Origin of the sequence: Streptomyces sp. NPDC090045, assembly GCF_044747975.1 — a bacterium.
Taxonomy (GTDB): Bacteria; Actinomycetota; Actinomycetes; order Streptomycetales; family Streptomycetaceae; genus Streptomyces.
This window is the reverse complement of sequence record NZ_JBIVFA010000002.1, coordinates 255885-279601: the sequence shown is the minus strand read 5'-3', so window position 1 is coordinate 279601 and position 23717 is coordinate 255885. Positions and strand designations below refer to the sequence as shown.

Genomic DNA, 23717 nt, shown 5'->3' with positions numbered 1-23717 from the left:
TGGGACTACCAGCGGTAGTGCGCGAAGGCCTTGTTGGACTCGGCCATCTTGTGCGTGTCCTCGCGCTTCTTGACGGCAGCGCCAAGACCGTTGGAGGCGTCGAGCAGCTCGTTCATGAGGCGCTCGGTCATGGTCTTCTCACGGCGGGCGCGGGAGTAACCCACGAGCCAGCGGAGGGCCAGGGTCGACTGGCGACCCGGCTTGACCTCGACGGGGACCTGGTAGGTCGCGCCACCGACACGGCGGGACTTGACCTCGAGGGACGGCTTGACGTTCTCCAGCGCGCGCTTCAGCGTGATGACCGGGTCGTTGCCGGTCTTCTCGCGGAGGCCTTCCATGGCGCCGTAAACGATGCGCTCGGCGGTGGAGCGCTTGCCGTTCAGGAGGATCTTGTTGATGAGCGACGTCACCAGAGGAGATGCGTAGACCGGGTCGATGATGACCGGGCGCTTCGGGGCGGGGCCCTTACGAGGCATTCTTACTTCTCCTTCTTGGCGCCGTAGCGGCTGCGGGCCTGCTTGCGGTTCTTGACAGCCTGGGTGTCAAGCGCACCGCGGATGATCTTGTAACGAACACCCGGCAGGTCCTTCACACGGCCACCACGCACGAGCACGATCGAGTGCTCCTGCAGGTTGTGTCCCTCACCCGGAATGTAAGCGGTGACCTCGATGCCAGAGGTCAGACGCACACGCGCGACCTTACGCAGCGCCGAGTTCGGCTTCTTCGGGGTGGTCGTGAACACACGCGTGCAGACGCCGCGACGCTGGGGCGAAGCCTCAAGCGCGGGGGTCTTTGTCTTCTCGACCTTGTCCTGCCGGCCCTTACGGACCAGCTGCTGGATCGTAGGCACTACTTCTCCGGTTTCTGTGTGCCGTGTAGTGAAACTAACCTGGAACTCCCCCGACCCACGCGGTCGGGTGTGTCGAACGCTGCACGCTCTCACCTAGGTGAGGCAGGCGCAGATTGCGGTGTGTTCTTCCGGACTCTCCGCGGGGTCTTATGCACACGCGGGAGCCAGGGCACACCCCAGGCACAAGGTCAGAGCGTACCTACCTCACAGAGGTAGGTCAAAACAAATGCCCAGCACGAAAACCCACTGATCGCAAGCGGGGCGCATCGGCCTTCTGCCGGAACCCGGGCCGCACACCGGCCCCGGGGAGGCCGGCGGGAGCTCCTCCGTGGACGGTTCGCCCGCACTGCTGGTGCGGCGCAGTGACCGGACGGACGCGCGCCTCGTCGGCGCACGGGGCGGCCCGTCCTGCGGGCCGCGCCGCCCCGGCGACCTAAACTGGCCGCTTGCCGTCGAGGAGCAGGGAGCAGGACATTGGGGACCGTGGCAACGGAGCAGACCACAGTCGACGCTCCTCCCCCCGATCCCCATCCCGGTTCCGCCCGCCGGCCCCGCCACCGGGCCACCCGCCTCCACGGGCCCCTGCTCGCCTTCGTCATCACCTCGGCCGCCTTCTGCGCGGCCTGGGTGGCGCGCGGCACCTTCCCCCTCGGCAACACCGGCCGCGCCCTGAACGACCAGGCCAACCAGTACGTGCCCTTCCACCGGGCGCTGTGGGACCTGGTCCACGGGCAGGCCGCCGGCGACCTGCTCTTCTCCTGGCGCGGCGGCTTCGGGCAGCAGTTCCTGTCCGACTACTACACGTACCTCGGCAACCCCTTCTCCTGGCTGGCCGTCCTCGTCCCGCGCGCCCACGTCGACCTGGCCGTCTTCGCGATCACCCCGATCACGATGGGCACCGCCGCCGCCGTCATGACGGTGTACCTCGGCAAACTGCACCCCGGCCCGTGGTGGCAGCGCGGCGTGCTCGGAGCCGCGTACGGCCTGTGCGGCTGGGCGCTCAGCGACGCCTCGTACATCCCGATGTGGCTGTGGGGCCTGGTCGCGCTCCCCCTGCTCGGCATCGCCGTCGAGTGGTGCCTGGAGGAGCGGCGCTGGCCGGGCGTGGCCCTGCTGGTCGCCCTCGCCTGGTTCGGGAACTTCTACACCGCGATGATGGCCACGATGGCCGCCTGCATCCTCCTGGCCATCCGCCTGCTCACCCGGGACATGACCGGCCGGCAGAGGCTGCGCGCCGTGTGGCGGGCCGCGACGGCCGCCGGGACGGGCATCCTGCTCACCCTCCCGCTCCTCCTGCCGTCCTTCCTGTCCAGCGGCGCCGCGCAGCCCACCAAGGCCGCCGCCTTCGACCCCGTACGCATCGAGGTCTTCCTCGCCGGCATGCTCCCGGCCACCCACCTGTGGGGCGGCCGCCCGCGCCTGTACGTGGCCTCGCTGGGCCTGATCCTGGCAGGAAGCTTCCTCCTCAACGCGAGGATCGCGAAGCGGACCCGCCTGGTGTGGGCGGCCGCGGCCCTGCTCGTGCTCGTCTCCTTCCAGTTCCCGCCCACGCAGTTCGTGTGGCACGGGCTGGCGGTGCCGAACGGCAACCCGTACCGCGAGACCTTCGTCTTCAGCGGCATGGTGGTGGTCCTCGCCTGGCTGGCGCTGGCGAACCGGCCGCGCCCCCTCCACCTGGCCCTGACCGCCGCCCTGCTGGTCGCGGCCACCTTCGTCCTGCGCCACACCGACGACTTCGGCGGCTGGACCTGGCACGCCGTGCTCGGCGGCGGTGCGGTCTCGCTGCTCGCGCTCGTCCTGCTCTCCCTCGGCGAGAAGCGGCGCGTCCTCGTCCCCCTGGCCGCGGCCCTGATGATCGGCGTGGTCCTCGCCGAGTCCACCGTCGCCGCGGCGAGCGCCGACGCCCGCCGGGCCCGCGAGCGCTGGGCCAAGCCGATCGCCACGTCGAACCGGTCGGTCACCGGCCACTTCGACGCGGTCCGCGGCGTGAACGGCTGGCCCGCGTACCGCACCGACTCGGGCGCGCCCCAGACCGCGTACAACGACGCTCTCGCCCTGCGTGCGGAGGGCCCGCAGTACTACAGCAGCTACCTCCCGGAGGCCACGTACCAGGCCCTGGAACCCCTCGGCTACGGCTTCAAGAACGACGGCCGGACCTTCTTCGGCGCCGACAACCCGGTGCTCGACGCGATCTTCTCGATCGGCGCACGGGTCCGCCCGGGCTCCGCCCCGGGCACCTGGACCGCCTCGAAGTTCCCCGCGCCCCCGCTGGTCACCGTCCGCACCGGCCCGTACACCTCCCCCGCCCCGGCCGACAGCGTCTACGCCCGCCAGGAGAACGTCCTGGGCGCGACCGTCTACGAGGTCCCCCAGGTCACCCGCGGGGGCAGCGCCACCGAGCAGACGTACGCCGCCCGGTGCACCCCCGGCTCCGAGGCCTACTGGTACTCGCCCGCCCTCTACGGAACCCTCGAAACCGGCGGCGCCCAGCAGCGGCTGGAGGACGAGATGACCGGGGTCGTCCCGCTCGGCCCGGTCCCCGCCTCCGGCAGGATCGACGTGACGGTGCGGACGCAGACCAAGGACGCCACCGCCGGCGGGCACCCGCTGGGCTGCCTGGACCGCGCGGCCCTCGACACGGCGGTCCGCCACCTCACCACCACCGGCGCCACCGAGGTCACCACGGGCGGCCACTCCATCGAGGCCACCATCCCCCGGGGCGCCACCGGCACGGCCGTCCTGGCCGTGACCGACATCCCGGGCTGGCAGTGCTCGGCCCCGGCGAAGAGCTTCCACGGCCTGCTCGCCGTGGACCTCACCCCGGACACCCGCAAGCTCTCCTGCACCTTCACCCCCAAGGGCCTCACCCCGGGCCTGGCAGGCGGCGCCCTGGCCCTGATGCTCCTCGCCGGCGTCACGGTGACAGGCCTGCGCCGCCGCCGCGCCTGAGCCCGTCCCCTGCGCCGGGCGCCCCGCAGGAAGGGGAGGCCCCGGAACGAGGAAACCCCCCGCCGCTCCTCTCGGAGCGACGGGGGGTTTCTTCATACGAGCTCTCAGCCGTTGTACGGGCCGTAGTCGTAGTCCTCCAGCGGGACAGCCTGGCCGGAGCCGGTGCCGAAGGGCGAGTAGTCGATGTCGTCGTAACCGACGGCCGAGTACATCGCTGCCTTGGCTTCCTCGGTCGGCTCCACCCGGATGTTGCGGTAGCGGGCGAGGCCCGTACCGGCCGGGATGAGCTTACCGATGATGACGTTCTCCTTGAGGCCGATGAGGCTGTCGGACTTGGCGTTGATCGCCGCATCCGTCAGGACTCGGGTCGTCTCCTGGAAGGAGGCGGCCGACAGCCAGGATTCCGTCGCCAGCGAGGCCTTGGTGATACCCATCAGCTGCGGACGGCCGGAGGCGGGGTGACCGCCCTCGGTGACCACACGACGGTTCTCGGTCTCGAACTTCGACCGCTCGACCAGCTCGCCCGGCAGGAGCTCCGCGTCGCCGGACTCGATGATCGTCACGCGGCGCAGCATCTGCCGGATGATGATCTCGATGTGCTTGTCGTGGATCGACACGCCCTGCGAGTTGTAGACCTTCTGGACTTCGCCGACCAGGTGGACCTGGACGGCACGCTGACCGAGGATGCGCAGCACGTCGTGCGGGTTGGTGGCACCCATGGTGAGCTTCTGGCCCACCTCGACGTGGTCGCCCTCGTGCACGATGACCTTGGCGCGCTTCGAGATCGGGAACGCCGTCTCGTCGCTGCCGTCGTCGGGCGTGATGACGATCTTCTTCGTCTTCTCGGTCTCCTCGATCCGCACGCGGCCGGCGGCCTCGGAGATCGGGGCGACACCCTTCGGGGTACGGGCCTCGAAGAGCTCGACGACACGCGGCAGACCCTGCGTGATGTCGTCACCGGCCACACCACCGGTGTGGAAGGTACGCATCGTCAGCTGGGTACCGGGCTCACCGATGGACTGGGCGGCGATGATGCCGACCGCCTCACCGATGTCGACCAGCTTGCCGGTGGCGAGCGAGCGTCCGTAGCAGAAGGCACAGGTGCCGACCGCGGACTCACAGGTCAGGACCGAGCGGGTCTTGACCTCCTCGACGCCGTTGGCGACCAGGGCGTCGATGAGCACGTCACCGAGGTCGACGTTGGCCGGCGCGATGACCTTGCCGTCGATGACGACGTCCTCGGCCAGCATGCGGGCGTAGATCGAGGTCTCGACGTCGTCGGCCTTGCGCAGCACGCCGTCCTCGCCGCGAACGGCGATCTTCAGCTTCAGACCGCGCTCGGTGCCACAGTCCTCCTCGCGGATGATCACGTCCTGCGAGACGTCCACGAGACGACGGGTCAGGTAACCCGAGTCGGCGGTACGCAGGGCGGTGTCCGCCAGACCCTTACGGGCACCGTGCGTGGAGATGAAGTACTCCAGAACGGTGAGGCCCTCACGGAAGGACGCCTTGATCGGACGCGGGATGGTCTCGTTCTTCGCGTTCGACACCAGACCACGCATACCGGCGATCTGTCGCATCTGCATCATGTTTCCTCGGGCACCCGAGTCAACCATCATGAAGATGGGGTTCGTCTTGGGGAAGTTCGCGTTCATCGCCTCGGCAACCTCGTTGGTCGCCTTGGTCCAGATCGCGATGAGCTCCTGCGTGCGCTCGTCCTTGGTGATCAGACCGCGCTCGTACTGCTTCTGGACCTTCTCGTCCATCGCCTCGTAGCCCGCGACGATGGCCTTCTTGGCCTCGGGCACGACGACGTCGGAGATGGCCACGGTGACGCCCGAACGGGTCGCCCAGTGGAAGCCGGCCGCCTTCAGGTTGTCGAGCGTCGCCGCCACGATGACCTTGGGGTAGCGCTCCGCCAGGTCGTTGACGATCTCGGAGAGCTGCTTCTTGCCCACCGAGTAGTCGACGAACGGGTAGTCCTCGGGCAGCAGCTCGTTGAAGAGCGCGCGACCCAGGGTGGTCTTCAGACGGAAGCTGTCGCCCGGCTGGAACTCCTGCTCGCCCTCTTCGGCGACCGGCGCCACCCAGCCGCGCGGCGGGATGGTGCCCACCGGGAAGCGGATGTCGACGGACGACTGGAGCGCGAGCTCGCCGTTGTCGAACGCCATGGTCGCCTCGGCCGTGGAGCCGAACGCGCGGCCCTCACCCTTGGTGTCACGGAGCTCACCGTCGGTGGTCAGGAAGAACAGACCGAGGACCATGTCCTGGGTCGGCATCGTGACCGGACGGCCGTCGGCCGGCTTGAGGATGTTGTTCGAGGACAGCATCAGGATGCGGGCCTCGGCCTGCGCCTCCGCGGAGAGCGGCAGGTGCACGGCCATCTGGTCACCGTCGAAGTCCGCGTTGAACGCGGTGCAGACGAGCGGGTGGATCTGGATGGCCTTGCCTTCGACCAGCTGGGGCTCGAAGGCCTGGATGCCGAGGCGGTGCAGCGTGGGCGCACGGTTCAGGAGAACCGGGTGCTCGGCGATGACCTCTTCGAGGACGTCGTAGACGACCGTGCGGCCGCGCTCGACCATCCGCTTGGCGCTCTTGATGTTCTGCGCGTGGTTCAGGTCGACCAGGCGCTTCATCACGAACGGCTTGAAGAGCTCCAGCGCCATGGCCTTGGGCAGACCACACTGGTGCAGCTTCAGCTGCGGACCGACGACGATCACGGAACGCGCGGAGTAGTCCACGCGCTTGCCGAGGAGGTTCTGACGGAATCGACCCTGCTTGCCCTTCAGCATGTCGCTGAGGGACTTCAGGGGACGGTTGCCGGGACCGGTCACCGGACGACCACGACGACCGTTGTCGAAGAGGGCGTCCACGGCCTCCTGAAGCATGCGCTTCTCGTTGTTCACGATGATCTCGGGGGCACCGAGGTCGAGGAGACGCTTCAGACGGTTGTTGCGGTTGATCACGCGGCGGTACAGGTCGTTCAGGTCGGAGGTCGCGAAGCGGCCACCGTCCAGCTGCACCATCGGACGCAGGTCCGGCGGGATCACCGGCACGCAGTCCAGAACCATGCCCTTGGGCTTGTTGCTGGTCTGCAGGAACGCGGAGACGACCTTGAGGCGCTTGAGCGCACGGGTCTTCTTCTGGCCCTTGCCGGTACGGATGATCTCGCGGAGGCGCTCGGCCTCCTCCTCGAGGTCGAAGGACTCCAGGCGCTTCTGCAGCGCGGCGGCGCCCATGCAGCCGTCGAAGTACGTGCCGAAGCGGTCACGCAGCTCGCGGTAGAGGAGCTCGTCGCCCTCCAGGTCCTGGACCTTGAGGTTCTTGAAGCGGGCCCACACCTCGTCGAGGCGGTCGATCTCGCGCTGGGCGCGGTCACGGAGCTGCTTCATCTCGCGCTCGGCACCTTCGCGCACCTTGCGGCGTACGTCGGCCTTCGCGCCCTCGGCCTCAAGCTCGCCCAGGTCGGTCTCGAGCTTCTTGGCACGGCCTTCGAGGTCCGCGTCACGGCGGTTCTCGATCTGCTGGCGCTCGACGGAGACGTGCGCCTCCAGCGACGGGAGGTCGCGGGTGCGGCGCTCGTCGTCGACGAACGTGATCATGTACGCGGCGAAGTAGATGACCTTCTCGAGGTCCTTCGGCGCGAGGTCCAGCAGGTATCCGAGGCGCGACGGGACGCCCTTGAAGTACCAGATGTGGGTGACGGGAGCGGCAAGCTCGATGTGGCCCATCCGCTCACGGCGCACCTTGGCGCGCGTGACCTCGACGCCACAACGCTCACAGATGATGCCCTTGAAGCGGACACGCTTGTACTTGCCGCAGTAGCACTCCCAGTCCCGGGTAGGACCGAAGATCTTCTCGCAGAAGAGTCCGTCCTTCTCGGGCTTGAGGGTGCGGTAGTTGATGGTCTCCGGCTTCTTGACCTCGCCGTGCGACCAGGTTCGGATGTCGTCCGCGGTGGCAAGGCCGATCCGCAGCTCGTCGAAGAAGTTGACGTCGAGCACTGTGCGTCAATCCCTCTTTCGGGGTCGAGTCTCAATCATGGTCTGAACGGTCCCGGGGATGACGGGGGGCTCTTGAGCGAGCCCCCCGTCAGGCCCGTCAGACCTCTTCGACGCTGCTCGGCTCGCGCCGGGACAGGTCGATACCGAGCTCCTCCGCCGCGCGGAAGACGTCCTCGTCGGTGTCGCGCATCTCGATGGACATGCCGTCCGAGGACAGCACCTCCACGTTGAGGCAGAGCGACTGCATTTCCTTGATGAGCACCTTGAAGGACTCGGGAATGCCCGGCTCGGGGATGTTCTCGCCCTTGACGATGGCCTCGTAGACCTTCACGCGGCCGGTGACGTCGTCGGACTTGATGGTCAGCAGCTCCTGGAGGGCGTAAGCGGCGCCATAAGCCTCGAGCGCCCACACCTCCATCTCACCGAAGCGCTGGCCACCGAACTGCGCCTTACCACCCAGCGGCTGCTGCGTGATCATCGAGTACGGACCGGTCGACCGAGCGTGGAGCTTGTCGTCGACCAGGTGGTGGAGCTTGAGGATGTACATGTACCCGATCGAGATCGGGTCCGGGAACGGCTCGCCGGAGCGGCCGTCGAACAGACGCGCCTTGCCGGACGGGAGGACCAGGCGGTCACCGTCGCGGTTCGGGATGGTGTGCTCGAAGAGGCCGGCGAGCTCATCCTCGCGGGCACCGTCGAACACGGGGGTGGCGACGTTGGTACCGGGCTCGACACGGTCGGCCCCGATGACCTTCAGACGCTCGGCCCACTCCTCGCCGAGGCCGGAGACGTCCCAGCCGCGGCTGGCGAGCCAGCCGAGGTGGATCTCCAGGACCTGTCCCGGGTTCATTCGGGACGGGACACCCAGCGGGTTCAGGATGATGTCGACCGGCGTGCCGTCCTCAAGGAAGGGCATGTCCTCGATCGGAAGGATCTTGGAGATGACACCCTTGTTGCCGTGGCGGCCGGCGAGCTTGTCACCGTCGGTGATCTTGCGCTTCTGGGCGACGTAGACGCGGACCAGCTGGTTCACGCCCGGAGGAAGCTCGTCGCCCTCCTCGCGGTCGAAGACGCGGACACCGATGACCTTGCCGATCTCACCGTGAGGGACCTTGAGCGAGGTGTCACGCACCTCGCGGGCCTTCTCACCGAAGATCGCGCGGAGCAGGCGCTCCTCCGGGGTCAGCTCGGTCTCACCCTTGGGCGTGACCTTGCCGACCAGGATGTCGCCGGCGACGACGTCCGCACCGATGCGGATGATGCCGCGCTCGTCGAGGTCGGCGAGGACCTCCTCGGAGACGTTCGGGATGTCCCGGGTGATCTCCTCGGGGCCCAGCTTGGTGTCACGGGCGTCGACCTCGTGCTCCTCGATGTGGATCGAGGAGAGGACGTCGTCCTGCACGAGGCGCTGCGACAGGATGATCGCGTCCTCGTAGTTGTGACCTTCCCAGGGCATGAACGCGACGAGCAGGTTCTTGCCGAGGGCCATTTCGCCCTCTTCGGTCGCGGGACCGTCGGCGAGGACCTGGGACTCGATGATCCGGTCGCCCTCGTTGACGATGACCTTCTGGTTGACCGAGGTGCCCTGGTTCGAGCGGGAGAACTTGGCGACGCGGTACGTGGTGTACGTGCCGTCGTCGTTCGCGACGGTGATGTAGTCGGCCGAGACCTCCTGGACCACACCGTCCTTCTCCGCGCGGATCGAGTCACCGGCGTCGACCGCACAGCGGTACTCCATGCCGGTGCCGACGAGCGGGGCCTCCGCCTTGATGAGCGGAACGGCCTGGCGCATCATGTTCGCGCCCATGAGGGCACGGTTGGCGTCGTCGTGCTCCAGGAAGGGGATCATCGCGGTCGCGACGGACACCATCTGGCGCGGGGAGACGTCCATGTAGTCGACGTCGTCGCCGGCGATGTAGTCGATCTCGCCGCCACGACGGCGCACCAGCACGCGGTTCTCGGTGAAGCGCATGTCCTCGGACAGGCCGGCGTTGGCCTGGGCGATGACGAAGCGGTCTTCCTCGTCGGCCGTCAGGTAGTCGACCTCGTCGGTGACGACGCCGTCGATGACCTTGCGGTACGGGGTCTCCACGAAGCCGAACGCGTTGACGCGGCCGTAGGAGGCGAGCGAGCCGATCAGACCGATGTTCGGGCCTTCAGGGGTCTCGATCGGGCACATGCGGCCGTAGTGCGACGGGTGAACGTCACGGACCTCGAAGCCGGCCCGCTCACGGGACAGACCGCCGGGGCCCAGCGCCGACAGGCGGCGCTTGTGGGTCAGGCCCGAGAGCGGGTTGTTCTGGTCCATGAACTGCGACAGCTGGCTGGTGCCGAAGAACTCCTTGATGGAGGCGACGACCGGCCGGATGTTGATCAGGGTCTGCGGCGTGATCGCCTCGACGTCCTGCGTGGTCATGCGCTCGCGGACGACGCGCTCCATACGAGCCAGACCCGTGCGGACCTGGTTCTGGATGAGCTCGCCGACGTTGCGCAGACGACGGTTGCCGAAGTGGTCGATGTCATCGGTCTCGACCACGATCGAACGGCCGGACTCGCCGGTCGTCTCGGTCTCGCCTGCGTGCAGCTTGACCAGGTACTTGATCGTCGCGATGACGTCGTCGGTGGTGAGCACACCGGCGTCGAGCGGCTCGTCGGCGCCGAGCTTCTTGTTCACCTTGTAGCGGCCGACCTTGGCGAGGTCGTAGCGCTTCGGGTTGAAGTAGAGGTTCTCGAGCAGCGTCTGAGCGGCCTCGCGGGTCGGCGGCTCGCCCGGGCGCAGCTTGCGGTAGATGTCGAGCAGCGCGTCGTCCTGACCCTGGGTGTGGTCCTTCTCCAGGGTGGCGCGCATGGACTCGTACTCGCCGAACTCCTCGAGGATCTGCTCGGTGGTCCAGCCGAGAGCCTTCAGGAGGACGGTGACGGACTGCTTGCGCTTGCGGTCGATGCGTACACCGACCATGTCGCGCTTGTCGATCTCCATCTCCAGCCAGGCACCCCGGGACGGGATGATCTTGGCGGAGAAGATGTCCTTGTCGGACGTCTTGTCGATGGAGGAGTCGAAGTAGACACCAGGGGAGCGGACAAGCTGCGACACGACGACACGCTCGGTGCCGTTGATGACGAAGGTGCCCTTGTTGGTCATGAGCGGGAAATCGCCCATGAAGACCGTCTGAGACTTGATCTCTCCGGTCTCGTTGTTCGTGAACTCGGCCGTGACGAACAGCGGAGCCGCGTACGTGAAGTCGCGCTCCTTGCACTCGTCGACAGAGTTCTTCGCCGGCTCGAAACGGTGGTCGCGGAAGGTCAGCGACATCGACCCGGAGAAGTCCTCGATCGGCGAGATCTCCTCGAAGATCTCTTCCAGACCGGACTTGGTGGGGACGTCCTGTCCACTCTCAAGCGCCGACTCGACGCGAGACTTCCAGGCAGCATTGCCGAGAAGCCAGTCAAAGCTCTCGGTCTGCAGCGCCAGGAGGTTCGGAACCTCGAGGGGCTCCTTGATCTTTGCAAAGGAGATGCGCAGCGGGGCGGTGCTGGCACCGTTGTTCGTATTGGTCGAGGCGTTGCGCGAGGCGGCCAAGAGGGGGTCCTTCCGAGGGCTCGGACTCACTACGCGCGTACCGGTCCCAGCAGACACAGAAGACAAGCCCCCCAAATCCAGCTGAAAGGCCAGGTCAGGGCGGATCAATCAAGTGTGCTCAAGCGTGGGCATGTCCCTGGCGACGGGCAGGGGACAGCTAACAGGCAGCGCAAAGGGTCAGTGTAGCCACTTGGCTCACTGATGTCCAGACCAGGTTTCCGGAAACCGGCAACAGGCCTTCCCCAACTCGTTCAACCAACGCAGTGCTCGTCCGGCCCTGCGTACAACGCGTGCGGCCCTCGTACACAGAGCGCGTATCAGTACTGCCCTCTTCGTAGCCGATCCATGCCTCAGATCTCGGATCGAGGTGGTCGACCTCTCGACGGGTCTGAGAATTGCGCGCCGCGTGCCGTTCGTCAAGGCCCCCTGCTCCGAGCGGATCATCTTCGGACCCTGCTTCGGGGCAACGATGATCACCCTACTCCCCAACGAGACCAGGGCAAGTCAGGCACTGCGGGTACGCCAAAGGGCGACCACCCTTACGGGTGATCGCCCTTGGTTGAGGCCTCAGAGAGGCCTCAGAGGTGTTACTTGACCTCGACAGCCGCGCCGGCAGCCTTGAGGGACTCGGCGGCCTTGTCAGCGGCCTCCTTGGCGACCTTCTCGAGGACCGGCTTCGGAGCGCCGTCCACGAGGTCCTTGGCCTCCTTCAGGCCCAGGGAGGTCAGCTCACGCACGACCTTGATGACCTGGATCTTCTTGTCGCCGGCACCGGTGAGGATGACGTCGAACTCGTCCTGCTCCTCGGGGGCCTCGGGGGCAGCGCCACCGGCGGCGGGGCCGGCAACGGCGACGGCCGCGGCGGCGGTGACGTCGAACTTCTCCTCGAAGGCCTTCACGAACTCGGAGAGCTCGATGAGGGTCATCTCCTCGAACTGGGCGAGGAGGTCGTCCTGAGAGAGCTTCGCCATGATGGGCGATCCTTCCACTAAATCGGCAGGTGCCGGATGTATATAGAGGCGGGCGTAACGGCCCGCTACGACCCACGCACTAGGCGGCGTGGATCAGTGCGCGAGCCGAATTACTCGGCACCGCCCTGCTCGGCGAGCTTGACGCGAAGCGCTTCCGCGGTGCGGACGAACTTCGACGGCAGCGCCTGGAAGAGCGAGGCAGCCTGAGACTGCTTGCCCTTGAACGCGCCGGCCAGCTTGCTGAGCAGAACCTCGCGGGACTCGAGGTCCGCAAGCTTCTTGATGTCATCGGCGGAGAGCGCCTTACCATCAAGGACACCCGCCTTGATGATCAGGTTGGGGTTGTCCTTGGCGAAGTCACGCAGGCTCTTCGCCGACTCCACCGGGTCACCGGTGATGAAGGCGACCGCGGTCGGACCAGCGAAGTGCTCGTCCAGCGCGGTGATCCCGGCCTGGTTGGCCGCAATCTTGGTCAGCGTGTTCTTCACCACGGCGTACTGGGCGTTCTCACCGAGGGAGCGACGCAGCGTCTTGAGCTGCGCGACGGTGAGACCCCGGTACTCGGTCAGCACGGCGGCGTTCGAGCTCTGGAACGCGTCCTTGAGCTCGGCTACCGATGCAGCCTTGTTGGGCGTCGGCATGGTGCGTTCGCCTCCTTCCGGGTGATGAGGACCGCTCAGAAGGGGCTGAAAAACGAAACGCCCCGGCGCAGGCGCCAGGGCGTGGCTCAACCGGAACGAATTCCGGGAACCTTCCACAGTCACCTACGCGGGTCGTCCGCACTCAACGGATCCTTCGGCCACCACACCCTTGCGGGCGCGGCAACGACCAGCGGTCTTTGGCTTCTCCGGAAGAGTACGTGAAGCCGTCCAGTCGAGGCAAATCGCCTCAGGCCCCGCCGTCCCAGGCCCTGCCGGCCCCGCTCGCCCCGCCGTCTCAGGAGCCGCCGAGACCGCCCAGTCCGGCGTCCCGCAGCGTCTTGTCGGCCTCCTTCAGGTCGTCGTCGGCGTCCTTCAGCTTCTGGTCGGTCTCCGCGAGGGACTCGTCGACGCCCTTCATGACGTTCTCGAAGGCGATGACCTGGTCGGCCGGCGGCGCCTGGACGGCCGGGACGCTGCCGAAGTCGGAGAACTTGGCCGTGGTCTTCGAGGCGCCCTGACCGTCCGTGCTCACGCTGTCGACGCGGACGGGGTAGCCGTCCTTGCCGATCCACAGGTCGACCTCGAAGGTCTTGACGTGCTTCACGGCCTCGCGCAGGTACTGGCGGTTCTTCTCGTCCATGACCTTGGTGGACTCGTCCGCCCTGAGCAGGTCCTCGTTGGTCAGGCTGCCCTTGTAGTGCTGCGCGTCGATGCCGTCGGTCTTCTCGGCGCCGACGCGCTTGAGCTTCTCCTGGCCCAGCAGCATCGCGAGGTACTCGGCCGGGTCCTCGTTCAGCCGGATGCCCGGCTTCCCGTCCTTGGACAGGTTCATCCTCATCCAGGGCTTGCCGTACACGGGCTTGTCCGTCTGGGTGTAGGCGATGTCGCCCATCATGATCGACCGGGTGTCGGGGTCCTCGCCCTTCAGGATCAGGTCCTGGGTGGCCGGGTACCAGCCCTTCGTACCGGACTGGCCGCTGGTCTTCCCGTCCGGCCCGACCGTGGACAGCTCCGCCTTGGCGAACTTGGCGGCCACCGTCTTCAGGTACGACGCCTTCACCGCCTCCACGGGAGAGTGCGCCTTCGCGTCGCCCCCGTGGCCCCCCTCGCCGTTTCCGCCGCCCGCGTCGGCCTTCGCGCCGCCGCAGGCCGTGAGGCCGCCCACGAGCAGTGCGGTACCCGCCATCGCGATACCGGCCCGGGTCCGGACAGGCTTGTGCATCTTGGTTCTCCCCCGTGATCGTGCGTCGAATTCAAGGCGACCCTACGTTCCCCCTCGGGCGGATCTCGCCCCCTTCGGGCCCGTGACGACCCGCCTGTGGCCCGAAACACGGAAACGGGCCCCTCGCCGCCCTGTGAAGGGGGCGAGGGGCCCGTTCAGCCACTCAGCGAGCCGTCAGGCTCAGACAGCAGCCGGGTCTTCCTCGACGAGGAGGTTCCGGGTGCGGTTCGAGTCCAGCTGGATGCCGGGACCCATCGTGGTGCTCAGGGCGGCCTTCTTGATGTAGCGGCCCTTCGCGGCGGACGGCTTCAGACGAAGGATCTCGTCCAGGGCCGCGCCGTAGTTCTCGACCAGCTGCTCATCGGAGAAGGAGACCTTGCCGATGATGAAGTGCAGGTTCGAGTGCTTGTCGACGCGGAACTCGATCTTGCCACCCTTGATCTCGGTGACAGCCTTCGCGACGTCCATCGTGACGGTGCCGGTCTTCGGGTTCGGCATGAGGCCACGGGGACCGAGCACGCGGCCGAGGCGGCCGACCTTGCCCATGAGGTCCGGGGTGGCCACAACGGCGTCGAACTCGTTCAGGCGGTTGCCCTTGGCGATCTCGTTGATCAGCTCGTCGTCGCCGACAATGTCGGCGCCGGCGGCTTCCGCGGCCGCAGCACGGTCACCGGTCGCGAAGACCAGGACCCGGGCGGTCTTGCCGGTGCCGTGCGGGAGGTTCACGGTGCCACGCACCATCTGGTCGGCCTTGCGCGGGTCGACACCCAGGCGGAAGGCGACCTCGACGGTGCTGTCGAACTTGGTCGCGGAGGTCTCCTTGGCGAGACGGACGGCCTCGAGCGGGGCGTACAGCTTCTCCCGGTCGACCTTGGCGTCCGCAGCGCGGAGAGTCTTGCTGCGCTTCACTTCTGCTCCTGTTTTTTGGCTTCAGGCATGGAGTCGTGGTGCGGACCAGCGCTTGGTCCTACCACTGGTGGTGCTGGAGGGGGCTGGATCAGCCTTCGACCGTGACGCCCATCGAGCGCGCGGTGCCGGCGATGATCTTCATCGCGGCGTCGACGTCGTTGGCGTTCAGGTCGGGCATCTTCAGCTCGGCGATCTCGCGGACCTGGGCGCCGGTGAGCTTGGCGACCTTGGTCTTGTGCGGCTCGCCGGAGCCCTTCTCGATGCCCGCGGCCTTCAGGATGAGGCGCGCGGCCGGCGGAGTCTTGGTGATGAAGGTGAAGGAACGGTCGTCGTAGACCGTGATCTCCACCGGCACGACCATGCCACGCTGCGACTCGGTCGCGGCGTTGTAGGCCTTGCAGAACTCCATGATGTTGACGCCGTGCTGACCGAGCGCGGGGCCGACCGGCGGAGCCGGGTTGGCCGCACCGGCCTTGATCTGGAGCTTGATGAGCCCCGTGATCTTCTTCTTCTTGGGAGGCATTGCTCTCTCCGGGTCCTAGTGAGAGTTTTTCGCCGCCAACCGGTCATCCGGATGGAGGCATACCGCACCACGATAACGGGTATCGGTGCGGGGCTGAAAACCGAGCAGGTCAGACCGCCCTTCGAGGGGCAATCTGACCTGTCCGGAAGCTGTGTCTCAGAAGAGGTGGATCAGTTCTTCTGGATCTGGTCGAAGCTGAGCTCGACCGGGGTCTCGCGACCGAAGATCTCGACGAGGCCCTTGACCTTCTTCGAGTCCGGGTTGATCTCGTTGATCGTCGCCTGCAGCGTCGCGAACGGGCCGTCGGTGACGGTGACCGAGTCGCCGACCTCGAAGTCCAGGACCTCGATGGTGCGCTTGACGGAGGGCGCGGGCAGACCGGCCGCCTCCGCGGCGGCCTTGTCGGCCTTCTCCTTGGCCTCCGGCGCGAGCATCTTGACGATCTCGTCCAGGGTCAGCGGGTACGGGTCGTACGCGTTGCCGACGAAGCCGGTGACGCCAGGCGTGTTGCGGACGACGCCCCAGGACTCGTTCGTCAGATCCATGCGGACGAGAACGTAACCGGGCAGCTTGTTCTGCCGGACGTTCTTGCGCTCGCCGTTCTTGATCTGGACGATCTCTTCCTCGGGCACCTCGGCCTGGTAGATGAACTCCTCGACGTTCAGCGAGACGGCGCGCTGCTCCAGGTTGGCCTTCACGCGCTTCTCGTAGCCGGCGTAGGTGTGGATCACGTACCACTCGCCGGGAAGCAGGCGAAGCTCGTCGCGCAGGGCCTGGACGGGGTCGACGGGCTCGGCGGGCTCGACCGGAGCGGCCTCTTCGGCCTCCGCGTCGTCGTCCTCGGCCTCGACGTCAACCTCGACGTCGTCGGCGGCCTCTTCGAACTCGGCGTCGTCCTCGATCTCGGCGTCGGCCTCGATCTCGTCCTCGACGTGCAGCGCGGCCTCTTCGGCGGCGACACCCGCCTTGGCGTCGGCGTGCTCGGCCTCATCGGGGTCCACAGCGTCTGCCGCCTCGACGATGTCGAGCTCGTCCTCGACGGACTCGACGGAGTCGTGGCTCGCGTTCAGGTTCGGGTCAGACACGGTGGCTGCTTCTTCCTGGATACAAAAGGTGGTGGAACATGCGAAAACGGGCGGCACCCATCAAGGCGCCGCCCTCCGCGGGGATCAGCCGAAGACGAACTTGATGGCTTCCTGGAACCCATAGTCAATCACGGTCACCAGACCGATCATGATGACGACGAAGACAATCACCACGGTGGTGTACGTCGTGAGCTGATGACGAGTGGGCCAGACAACCTTGCGGAGTTCCGCGACGATCTGGCGGTAGAAAAGCGCGAGACGGCCCAGGGGGCCCTTCTTGCCGCGCTTGCCGCCCTTACGGGCCTTCTTCTCGCGCGTCTCGTCCTCGGCGTCAGGCATGTCGATGGAGCCCAGGGCGTCCGTCACGTCTCTCACCTGAATCCGGGTCGTGGCCGTACCGCGCCCGGTTGCGCCGCACGGCGTTGCATCTAAGTACGTACCTGCGCACACACATCCGAGAAGGAGTGTGGAGCAGGGCCGGAGGGACTCGAACCCCCAACCGCTGGTTTTGGAGACCAGTGCTCTACCAATTGAGCTACGACCCTTTGCGTCCCCCAACCTACCGCATCCGAGCGAGTGCACGGAGTGCTCACGCTCTGCAGCGGCTGGCGAGGTCCAACGACAGGTGAGTGTACGTGAACCGGGCCCTGACGTCGAACAGCACCCGGGCTGACATGCTCCGCTCGCCGTCGGAGGGTCTCCGTCCGCCGTCCGGTGCGTGTCCGGTCCGATGACTGAAACGGTGTGCGGCGCTTCTTTGCCGTCTGGGACGATTGCTCGCATGACCTCTGCAACGCCTTCCTCCGAGCGCCGGGTGTCCGCCCGTATCGGCGCCATTTCCGAGTCCGCCACCCTCGCCGTGGACGCCAAGGCCAAGGCCCTCAAGGCCGCCGGGCGCCCGGTGATCGGCTTCGGTGCCGGTGAGCCCGACTTCCCGACCCCGGACTACATCGTCGAGGCCGCGGTCGAGGCCTGCCGCAACCCCAAGTACCACCGCTACACGCCGGCCGGCGGCCTGCCCGAGCTCAAGGCCGCGATCGCCGCCAAGACCCTCCGCGACTCCGGCTACGAGGTCGACGCGTCGCAGGTCCTGGTGACCAACGGCGGCAAGCAGGCGATCTACGAGGCCTTCGCGGCCATCCTGGACCCGGGTGACGAGGTCATCGTCCCGGCTCCGTACTGGACCACCTACCCGGAGTCGATCCGTCTCGCCGGCGGTGTCCCGGTCGAGGTCGTCGCCGACGAGACCACCGGCTACCGCGTCTCCGTCGAGCAGCTCGAAGCGGCCCGCACCGAGCGCACCAAGGTCGTCCTCTTCGTCTCCCCGTCCAACCCGACCGGTTCGGTCTACAGCGAGGCCGACGCGAAGGCGATCGGCGAGTGGGCCGCCGAGCACGGCCTGTGGGTGCTGACGGACGAGATCTACGAGCACCTGGTCTACGGCGACGCGAAGTTCACCTCGCTGCCGGTCCTGGTCCCGGCCCTGCGCGACAAGTGCATCATCGTCAACGGCGTCGCCAAGACGTACGCGATGACCGGCTGGCGCGTGGGCTGGGTCATCGCCCCGCAGGACGTCATCAAGGCGGCGACCAACCTGCAGTCGCACGCCACCTCCAACGTCTCCAACGTGGCCCAGGTCGCCGCGCTGGCCGCCGTCTCGGGCAACCTCGACGCGGTCGCCGAGATGCGCAAGGCCTTCGACCGCCGCCGCCAGACGATGGTCAGGATGCTGAACGAGATCGACGGCGTCTTCTGCCCGACCCCCGAGGGCGCGTTCTACGCGTACCCGTCGGTCAAGGAGCTCATCGGCAAGGAGATCCGCGGCAAGCGCCCGCAGAGCTCCGTCGAGCTCGCCGCCCTGATCCTGGACGAGGTCGAGGTCGCGGTCGTCCCGGGCGAGGCCTTCGGCACCCCCGGCTACCTGCGCCTCTCCTACGCCCTGGGCGACGAGGACCTGGTCGAGGGCGTCTCCCGCATCCAGAAGCTCCTGGCGGAGGCCAAGGCTTAGAGCGGCCCGCAGCCACCCCTGAGCGGCGTCTCCCCCTGACCGGGGCGGCGCCGCTCAGCCATGTTCGGGGTGCGGGCTGCCGCTGCACGCGGCTTCCCGGGCTCCGCCCGGACCCTCCCCCAGACTTCGTCCGGGGGGACCCCCACTCAAACGCCGGAGAGGCTGGATGTGGCTGATGCCGCCTGACGGCGCTTGATGCCGCACCCTCGTACGGGCAGGGCCAAATCCAGCCCCGCCGGCGATTGAGGCGCGGGGTCCGGGGCGGAGCCCCGATCTTTGAGCCCCGCCGGCGATTGAGGCGCGGTCCGGGCGGCGCCCGGCACCCCTGACGGCCCCGCTCTCGCGTTCGAGCAAGCCCCCGAAAGGTAAAACCCCCTCCCGCCGAGCGCAGCGGTACGGCAGGATCACTGGATGGAGCACGTACGCGATCTCACGCTTCTGCCGAAAGCCCACCTCCACCTGCACTTCACCGGCTCGATGCGACCATCGACCCTCCTGGAGCTCGCCGACAAGTACGGCGTGCGCCTCCCGGACGCCCTCACCGCCGGCGAGCCCCCGAAGCTCCGCGCCACCGACGAGCGCGGCTGGTTCCGGTTCCAGCGGCTCTACGACGCCGCCCGTTCCTGCCTCCGCGAGCCCGACGACATCCGCCGCCTGGTCCGCGAGGCCGCGGAGGAGGACGTACGGGACGGCAGCGGCTGGCTGGAGATCCAGGTGGATCCCACCTCCTACGCCCCCCTGCTCGGCGGGATGATCCCGGCCGTCGAGATCATCCTCGACGCCGTCGACGCGGCCTCCCGCGAGACCGGCCTCGGCATGCGGGTCCTCATCGCCGCCAACCGCATGAAGCACCCCCTCGACGCCCGCACCCTGGCCCGCCTCGCCGTCCGCTACGCCGACCGCGGGGTCGTCGGCTTCGGGCTCTCCAACGACGAGCGCCGCGGCATGGCCCGCGACTTCGACCGGGCCTTCGCCATCGCCCGCGAGGGCGGCCTCCTCGCCGCCCCGCACGGCGGCGAGCTCACCGGCCCCTCCTCGGTCCGCGACTGCCTCGACGATCTGCACGCCGCCCGCATCGGGCACGGCGTTCGGGCCGCGGAGGACCCCCGCCTGCTGAAGCGGCTCGCCGACCGGCAGATCACCTGCGAGGTCTGCCCGGCCTCCAACGTCGCCCTCGGGGTGTACGAGCGGCCCGAGGACGTCCCGCTGCGCACCCTCTTCGAGGCCGGCGTGCCGATGGCGCTGGGCGCGGACGACCCGCTGCTCTTCGGGTCCCGGCTCGCCGCCCAGTACGAGATCGCCCGCCGCCACCACGGTTTCACGGACCCGGAGCTCGCCGAGCTGGCCCGCCAGTCCGTCCGCGGCTCGGCCGCGCCCGCCGACGTACAGGAGAAGTTGCTGGCCGGGATCGACCACTGGCTCACCGGGTGAGCCGCAGGTCCCCCTCGTAGCAGTCGGCGCGCACCCGGTGCCCGTCCTGGAAGCCGATCTCCAGGTGGGTGCGACCCTGCTCGGGCAGCGCGAACTCGGCGACCGAGGCGACGGTCTCGCCGAGGTGGCGCAGGAAGGGGTGGTCGCCGAGGTCCTCGCCGACCTCGATGCGGCCCCACTCCCCCATGTCGTAGGGCTCGTGGGGCGCCGCGGACTCGACGATGAGGCACTGGTCGGACCCGGTGGTGATGCGGATCGAGTCGCCGACGCTGTCGATCAGCCAGACGTCGAGGGGCGCCTCGGAGCGCTCACCGTCGCTGATGTGCCAGGACGCGACGACTCTGCTGAGCGTGCGGCCCACGAGGCGGGTGGGGTCCGTACCGGCCCCGTGCAGGGGACAGAGCATGGGCGGCCGGGACTCCTCAGATGCTGACGCCGACCGTCACCGGCTCGTTGACGAGGGTGACGCCGAAGGCCGCGTGGACACCCGCGACGACCTCGCGGGCCAGGGCGAGGAGATCCTCGGTGGTGGCCTCGCCGCGGTTGGTGAGGGCGAGGGTGTGCTTGGTGGAGATGCGCGCGGGGCCTGTGCCGTAGCCCTTGGTGAAGCCGGCCTTGTCGATCAGCCAGGCGGCGCTGGTCTTCGTACGGCCGTCGCCGGCGGGGTACGCGGGCGGGGCGGTGTCGGCGCCGAGGCGGTCCTGGACGCGGGCGAGGAAGGCGGCGTACGCCTCGTCGGTCAGGATCGGGTTGTGGAAGAAGGAGCCGGCCGACCAGGTGTCGTGGTCGGCGGGGTCGAGGACCATGCCCTTCCCGGCGCGCAGGCGCAGCACGGTCTCGCGGGCGGTGGCGGCCGGGACCCGGTCGCCGGCCTCGACGCCGAGGGCGCGGGCGGTCTCGGGGTACTTGATCGGCGCGGAGAGGCCGCCCGCGTCCTCCAGGGCGAAGCGGACGCGCAGGACGACGTAGCGCTCGGGCTGGTCCTTGAAGGTGCTGTTGCGGTACCGGAAGGCGCACTCGGCGGCGCTCAGCGTGACCGTTTCCCCGGTGGTGCGGTCGTAGGCGACGACCTCGGTGATCGTGTCGCAGACCTCCTGGCCGTACGCCCCGACGTTCTGGATCGGGGTGGCGCCGGCCGAGCCGGGGATCCCGGCGAGGCACTCGATCCCGGCGAGGCCTGCCTCGACGGTGCGGGCGACGGCGTCGCTCCAGTTCTCGCCGGCGGCGAGCTCCAGCCGCGTCCCGTCCAGGTGGAAGCCGGTGGTCGCGATGCGCAGGGCGGTGCCGTCGAAGCCCTGGTCGCCGATGACCAGGTTGCTGCCGCCGCCGATGACCAGGAGCGGGGTCCCGCTCTCGTCCGCGGCGCGCACGGCGGCGACGACCTCGGCATCGGTGGTCGCGGTGACCAGACGGGCAGCGGGACCACCGAGACGGAAGGTGGTCAGCGGGGCGAGGGGGGCGTCGTGGAGTTCCTGCACGTGGACAAGAGTACGGTCCGTGCCCTCCGCATCCCTGCGGGGCCACGGACCGTGCCTCACGAGGCGGCTTTCTGTTCGGCGAGGCGCCGCTCGGCCTCCTCCCAGCCGATGGGCAGCTCGGAGGCGCGCACGGTCCAGAAGGTGAAGGCGGATTCCTTCATGAACGCGGCGGCCGCGCGGGAACTGGACCGGTGCGGCTCGCTGCCGGCGAAGCGGTAGAGCGCGTCCCGGTCCTCCCAGGCGGAAAGGGTCAGGAAGGTGCGCCGCAGGACGCGGGCCCGCAGGGCGGCTCCGTGGGCGCCGGGAGCCTTGCGGATCTGCAGGATGATGCCGGGGGCCTTGAGGAAGAACCTGAAGGCACCAACAAGGCCGGCGGTCTCGAAGCGGGAGGCCATGACGTAGACCTCGGCGTCGGGGGCTGCCTGGGTGGGCGTGGACCAGGGGATGTCAGGCATGGCGGGCACTCCTTCACGATGAGTCGTACGGATCTTCGTGCGCGGGCGGCGCTGCGCTCCTCCCGGCCGGCCCCCGCGCGACCCCCGGCCGGCGAGCGGGGTCGGTCCGGTCAGCGGGCGGCGGGCACCTTCTCGGGTGTCGCGCCGGCCCCGACGGCGACGGGAGCCGGGGCGGACGTCGCCCGGCGCGGCAGGAGCAGGGCGAAGCAGGCGGCCAGGGCGACGGCGCCGGCCCCGATCCACAGGGCGGGGATGGTGCCGTCGGTGAAGGCCTGCGGGGATTCGTAGCCGCCCTGTGCGGAGAAGACCGAGGCCAGGACGGCGACGCCGAGGGCTCCGCCGACCTCGCGCAGGGCGTTGTTGGTGCCGGAGGCCCGGCCCTGGTCGGCGGGGGCCACGGTGGACATCAGGACGTTGGCGGCGGGGGCGAAGTAGAGGGCCATGCCGATCCCGCTGAGGATCAGCGGCGGGAGCTGGGCGACGTACGAGACGTCCGTGCTCAGGACCGCCGCGAACCAGCCGAGGCCGAGGGCCTGGAACGCCAGGCCGGCGGCAACGACGGGACGGCCGCCGATGCGGTCGGAGAGGATCCCGGCCAGCGGCGCGACGACCATCGGCATCCCGGTCCAGGGGAGCATGCGCAGCCCGGCCTCGGTCGGCGAGTACCCGGCGACGCCCTGGAGGAACTGGCTGAGCAGGAAGATCGAGCCGAACATGCCCAGGAACATCAGCAGGCTGGCGACGTTGATCCCGAGGAAGCCGCGGTTCTGGAAGAGCCGCATGGGGAGCATCGGGTTGGCGTTGGTGAAGCCGTGGCGGATGAAGCCACCGACGAGCGCCGCCCCGACGATCAGGCCGGTGAGTACGGGAGCACTGGTCCAGCCCTCGGAGTTGGCGTTGACGAGGGCGTAGACGATGCCGAAGAGGCCGCCGCTGATGAGCAGGGTGCCGGGGATGTCGAGGCGGGCGCCCGGGGCGGTGGACTCGGCGAGCCGCAGACGGGCGAGCGGTATGAGCGCCAGACCGATCGGGACGTTCAGCCAGAAGATCCACTGCCAGGAGATGTGCTCGGTGAGACTGCCACCGATGAGGGGGCCGCTGGCGACCGCGAGGCCGGTGACGGCTCCGTAGATGCCGAGGGCCATGCCGCGGCGGGCGGCCGGTACGGCGGCGGTGAGCAGGGTGAGCGTGAGCGGCATCATGATCGCGGCGCCGACGCCCTGCACGGCGCGGGCGGCGATCAGCGCGTCGATGCCGGGCGAGAGCGCGGCGGCGGCGGAGGCTCCGGTGAACACCGCCAGCCCGGCGATGAACAGCCGCCGGCGCCCGAACCGGTCCCCCAGCGCGGCGCCGAACATCAGGAGGACGGCAAAGGTGAGCGTGTACGCGTTCACCGTCCACTCCAGGTCCTCCAGCCGGCCGCCGAGGTCCTCGCGGATGGCGGGGAGGGCGGTGGTGACGACCAGGTTGTCGAGTGCGGCCATGAAGCTGGCCACGCCGGTGAGGACGAGGGCCCAGACGGCGGGCCCCCGGAGCTTGGTGTCCGTGTCGTGCGTGTTCACGATTCCCCCTGCAACTTGTTAGTTATTGCTGACTAACTTCCGTGGCCAT

Annotated in this window: 18 protein-coding genes and 1 tRNA gene; 3 read left to right on the top strand and 16 right to left on the bottom strand. The window is 68.5% G+C overall.

All coding sequences use genetic code 11. The features are described from left to right. Window positions 1-5: 5 nt before the first annotated feature. A complete protein-coding gene (rpsG, locus tag ACIPYQ_RS06230) occupies window positions 6-476 on the bottom strand; it encodes a 30S ribosomal protein S7 (RefSeq protein WP_007265894.1) in 471 nt (156 codons plus the stop codon). Between the two features lie 2 nt (window positions 477-478). After that, entirely contained in the window at window positions 479-850 is a 372-nt protein-coding gene (gene rpsL, locus ACIPYQ_RS06225) for a 30S ribosomal protein S12 (protein WP_007265893.1), read from the bottom strand. A gap of 483 nt (window positions 851-1333) precedes the next feature. On the opposite strand from rpsL, the gene ACIPYQ_RS06220 reads away from it, so the two are divergent. Next, the gene (locus ACIPYQ_RS06220) at window positions 1334-3799 is read left to right on the top strand and encodes a YfhO family protein (RefSeq protein WP_401246693.1); all 2466 of its coding nucleotides are present in this window, start codon (window positions 1334-1336) and stop codon (window positions 3797-3799) included. Between the two features lie 104 nt (window positions 3800-3903). Here the strand turns inward: ACIPYQ_RS06220 and ACIPYQ_RS06215 are convergent, their stop codons facing one another. The 10 genes from ACIPYQ_RS06215 to ACIPYQ_RS06170 all read right to left on the bottom strand — a co-directional run bounded on the left by ACIPYQ_RS06215 (window position 3904) and on the right by ACIPYQ_RS06170 (window position 17279). After that, entirely contained in the window at window positions 3904-7803 is a 3900-nt protein-coding gene (locus ACIPYQ_RS06215; RefSeq protein WP_361753617.1) for a DNA-directed RNA polymerase subunit beta', read from the bottom strand. A gap of 97 nt (window positions 7804-7900) precedes the next feature. Continuing rightward, complete coding sequence (gene rpoB, locus ACIPYQ_RS06210; RefSeq protein ID WP_030008451.1) at window positions 7901-11383, bottom strand: DNA-directed RNA polymerase subunit beta; 3483 nt, start codon at window positions 11381-11383, stop codon at window positions 7901-7903. A 587-nt stretch (window positions 11384-11970) separates the two neighbouring features. Continuing rightward, the gene (gene rplL, locus ACIPYQ_RS06205; protein ID WP_361753619.1) at window positions 11971-12354 is read right to left on the bottom strand and encodes a 50S ribosomal protein L7/L12; all 384 of its coding nucleotides are present in this window, start codon (window positions 12352-12354) and stop codon (window positions 11971-11973) included. Window positions 12355-12464: 110 nt separating this feature from the next. After that, window positions 12465-12995, bottom strand: a complete 531-nt coding sequence (gene rplJ / locus ACIPYQ_RS06200) for a 50S ribosomal protein L10 (RefSeq protein WP_030653597.1) — start codon at window positions 12993-12995, stop codon at window positions 12465-12467. A 295-nt stretch (window positions 12996-13290) separates the two neighbouring features. Beyond that, window positions 13291-14217 carry a hypothetical protein gene (locus ACIPYQ_RS06195; RefSeq protein WP_401246689.1) on the bottom strand — a complete coding sequence of 309 codons (927 nt, stop codon included), beginning with the start codon at window positions 14215-14217 and terminating at the stop codon, window positions 13291-13293. Window positions 14218-14397: 180 nt separating this feature from the next. After that, a complete protein-coding gene (gene rplA / locus ACIPYQ_RS06190) occupies window positions 14398-15126 on the bottom strand; it encodes a 50S ribosomal protein L1 (RefSeq protein WP_030710300.1) in 729 nt (242 codons plus the stop codon). Between the two features lie 88 nt (window positions 15127-15214). Next, window positions 15215-15649, bottom strand: coding sequence for a 50S ribosomal protein L11 (gene rplK / locus ACIPYQ_RS06185; protein WP_266934889.1), 435 nt, complete (start codon window positions 15647-15649; stop codon window positions 15215-15217). A gap of 170 nt (window positions 15650-15819) precedes the next feature. Beyond that, window positions 15820-16734, bottom strand: coding sequence for a transcription termination/antitermination protein NusG (gene nusG / locus ACIPYQ_RS06180; protein ID WP_401246684.1), 915 nt, complete (start codon window positions 16732-16734; stop codon window positions 15820-15822). 84 nt (window positions 16735-16818) lie between these two features. Further along, window positions 16819-17100 (bottom strand): preprotein translocase subunit SecE, encoded by a 282-nt coding sequence (gene secE / locus ACIPYQ_RS06175; protein ID WP_361753626.1) that lies wholly within the window; start codon window positions 17098-17100, stop codon window positions 16819-16821. A 106-nt stretch (window positions 17101-17206) separates the two neighbouring features. After that, window positions 17207-17279: transfer RNA gene (locus ACIPYQ_RS06170), tRNA-Trp, on the bottom strand. Window positions 17280-17515: 236 nt separating this feature from the next. On the opposite strand from ACIPYQ_RS06170, the gene ACIPYQ_RS06165 reads away from it, so the two are divergent. After that, a complete protein-coding gene (locus ACIPYQ_RS06165; protein WP_361753628.1) occupies window positions 17516-18742 on the top strand; it encodes a pyridoxal phosphate-dependent aminotransferase in 1227 nt (408 codons plus the stop codon). A gap of 411 nt (window positions 18743-19153) precedes the next feature. Then, window positions 19154-20173 (top strand): adenosine deaminase, encoded by a 1020-nt coding sequence (locus ACIPYQ_RS06160; RefSeq protein WP_401246680.1) that lies wholly within the window; start codon window positions 19154-19156, stop codon window positions 20171-20173. On the opposite strand, the gene ACIPYQ_RS06155 is transcribed toward ACIPYQ_RS06160, so the two are convergent. From ACIPYQ_RS06155 to ACIPYQ_RS06140, 4 genes are all read right to left on the bottom strand, one after another. Further along, complete coding sequence (locus ACIPYQ_RS06155) at window positions 20163-20579, bottom strand: hypothetical protein (protein ID WP_361753632.1); 417 nt, start codon at window positions 20577-20579, stop codon at window positions 20163-20165. The genes ACIPYQ_RS06160 and ACIPYQ_RS06155 overlap by 11 nt on opposite strands. 16 nt (window positions 20580-20595) lie before the next feature. Next, window positions 20596-21711, bottom strand: a complete 1116-nt coding sequence (locus ACIPYQ_RS06150) for a UDP-N-acetylmuramate dehydrogenase (RefSeq protein ID WP_401246676.1) — start codon at window positions 21709-21711, stop codon at window positions 20596-20598. Next, entirely contained in the window at window positions 21708-22106 is a 399-nt protein-coding gene (locus tag ACIPYQ_RS06145) for a DUF3291 domain-containing protein (protein ID WP_401246673.1), read from the bottom strand. Before ACIPYQ_RS06145 ends, ACIPYQ_RS06150 begins: the two co-directional genes overlap by 4 nt. 110 nt (window positions 22107-22216) lie before the next feature. After that, window positions 22217-23668, bottom strand: coding sequence for a DHA2 family efflux MFS transporter permease subunit (locus tag ACIPYQ_RS06140; protein WP_401246670.1), 1452 nt, complete (start codon window positions 23666-23668; stop codon window positions 22217-22219). Between the last annotated feature and the right edge of the window lie 49 nt (window positions 23669-23717).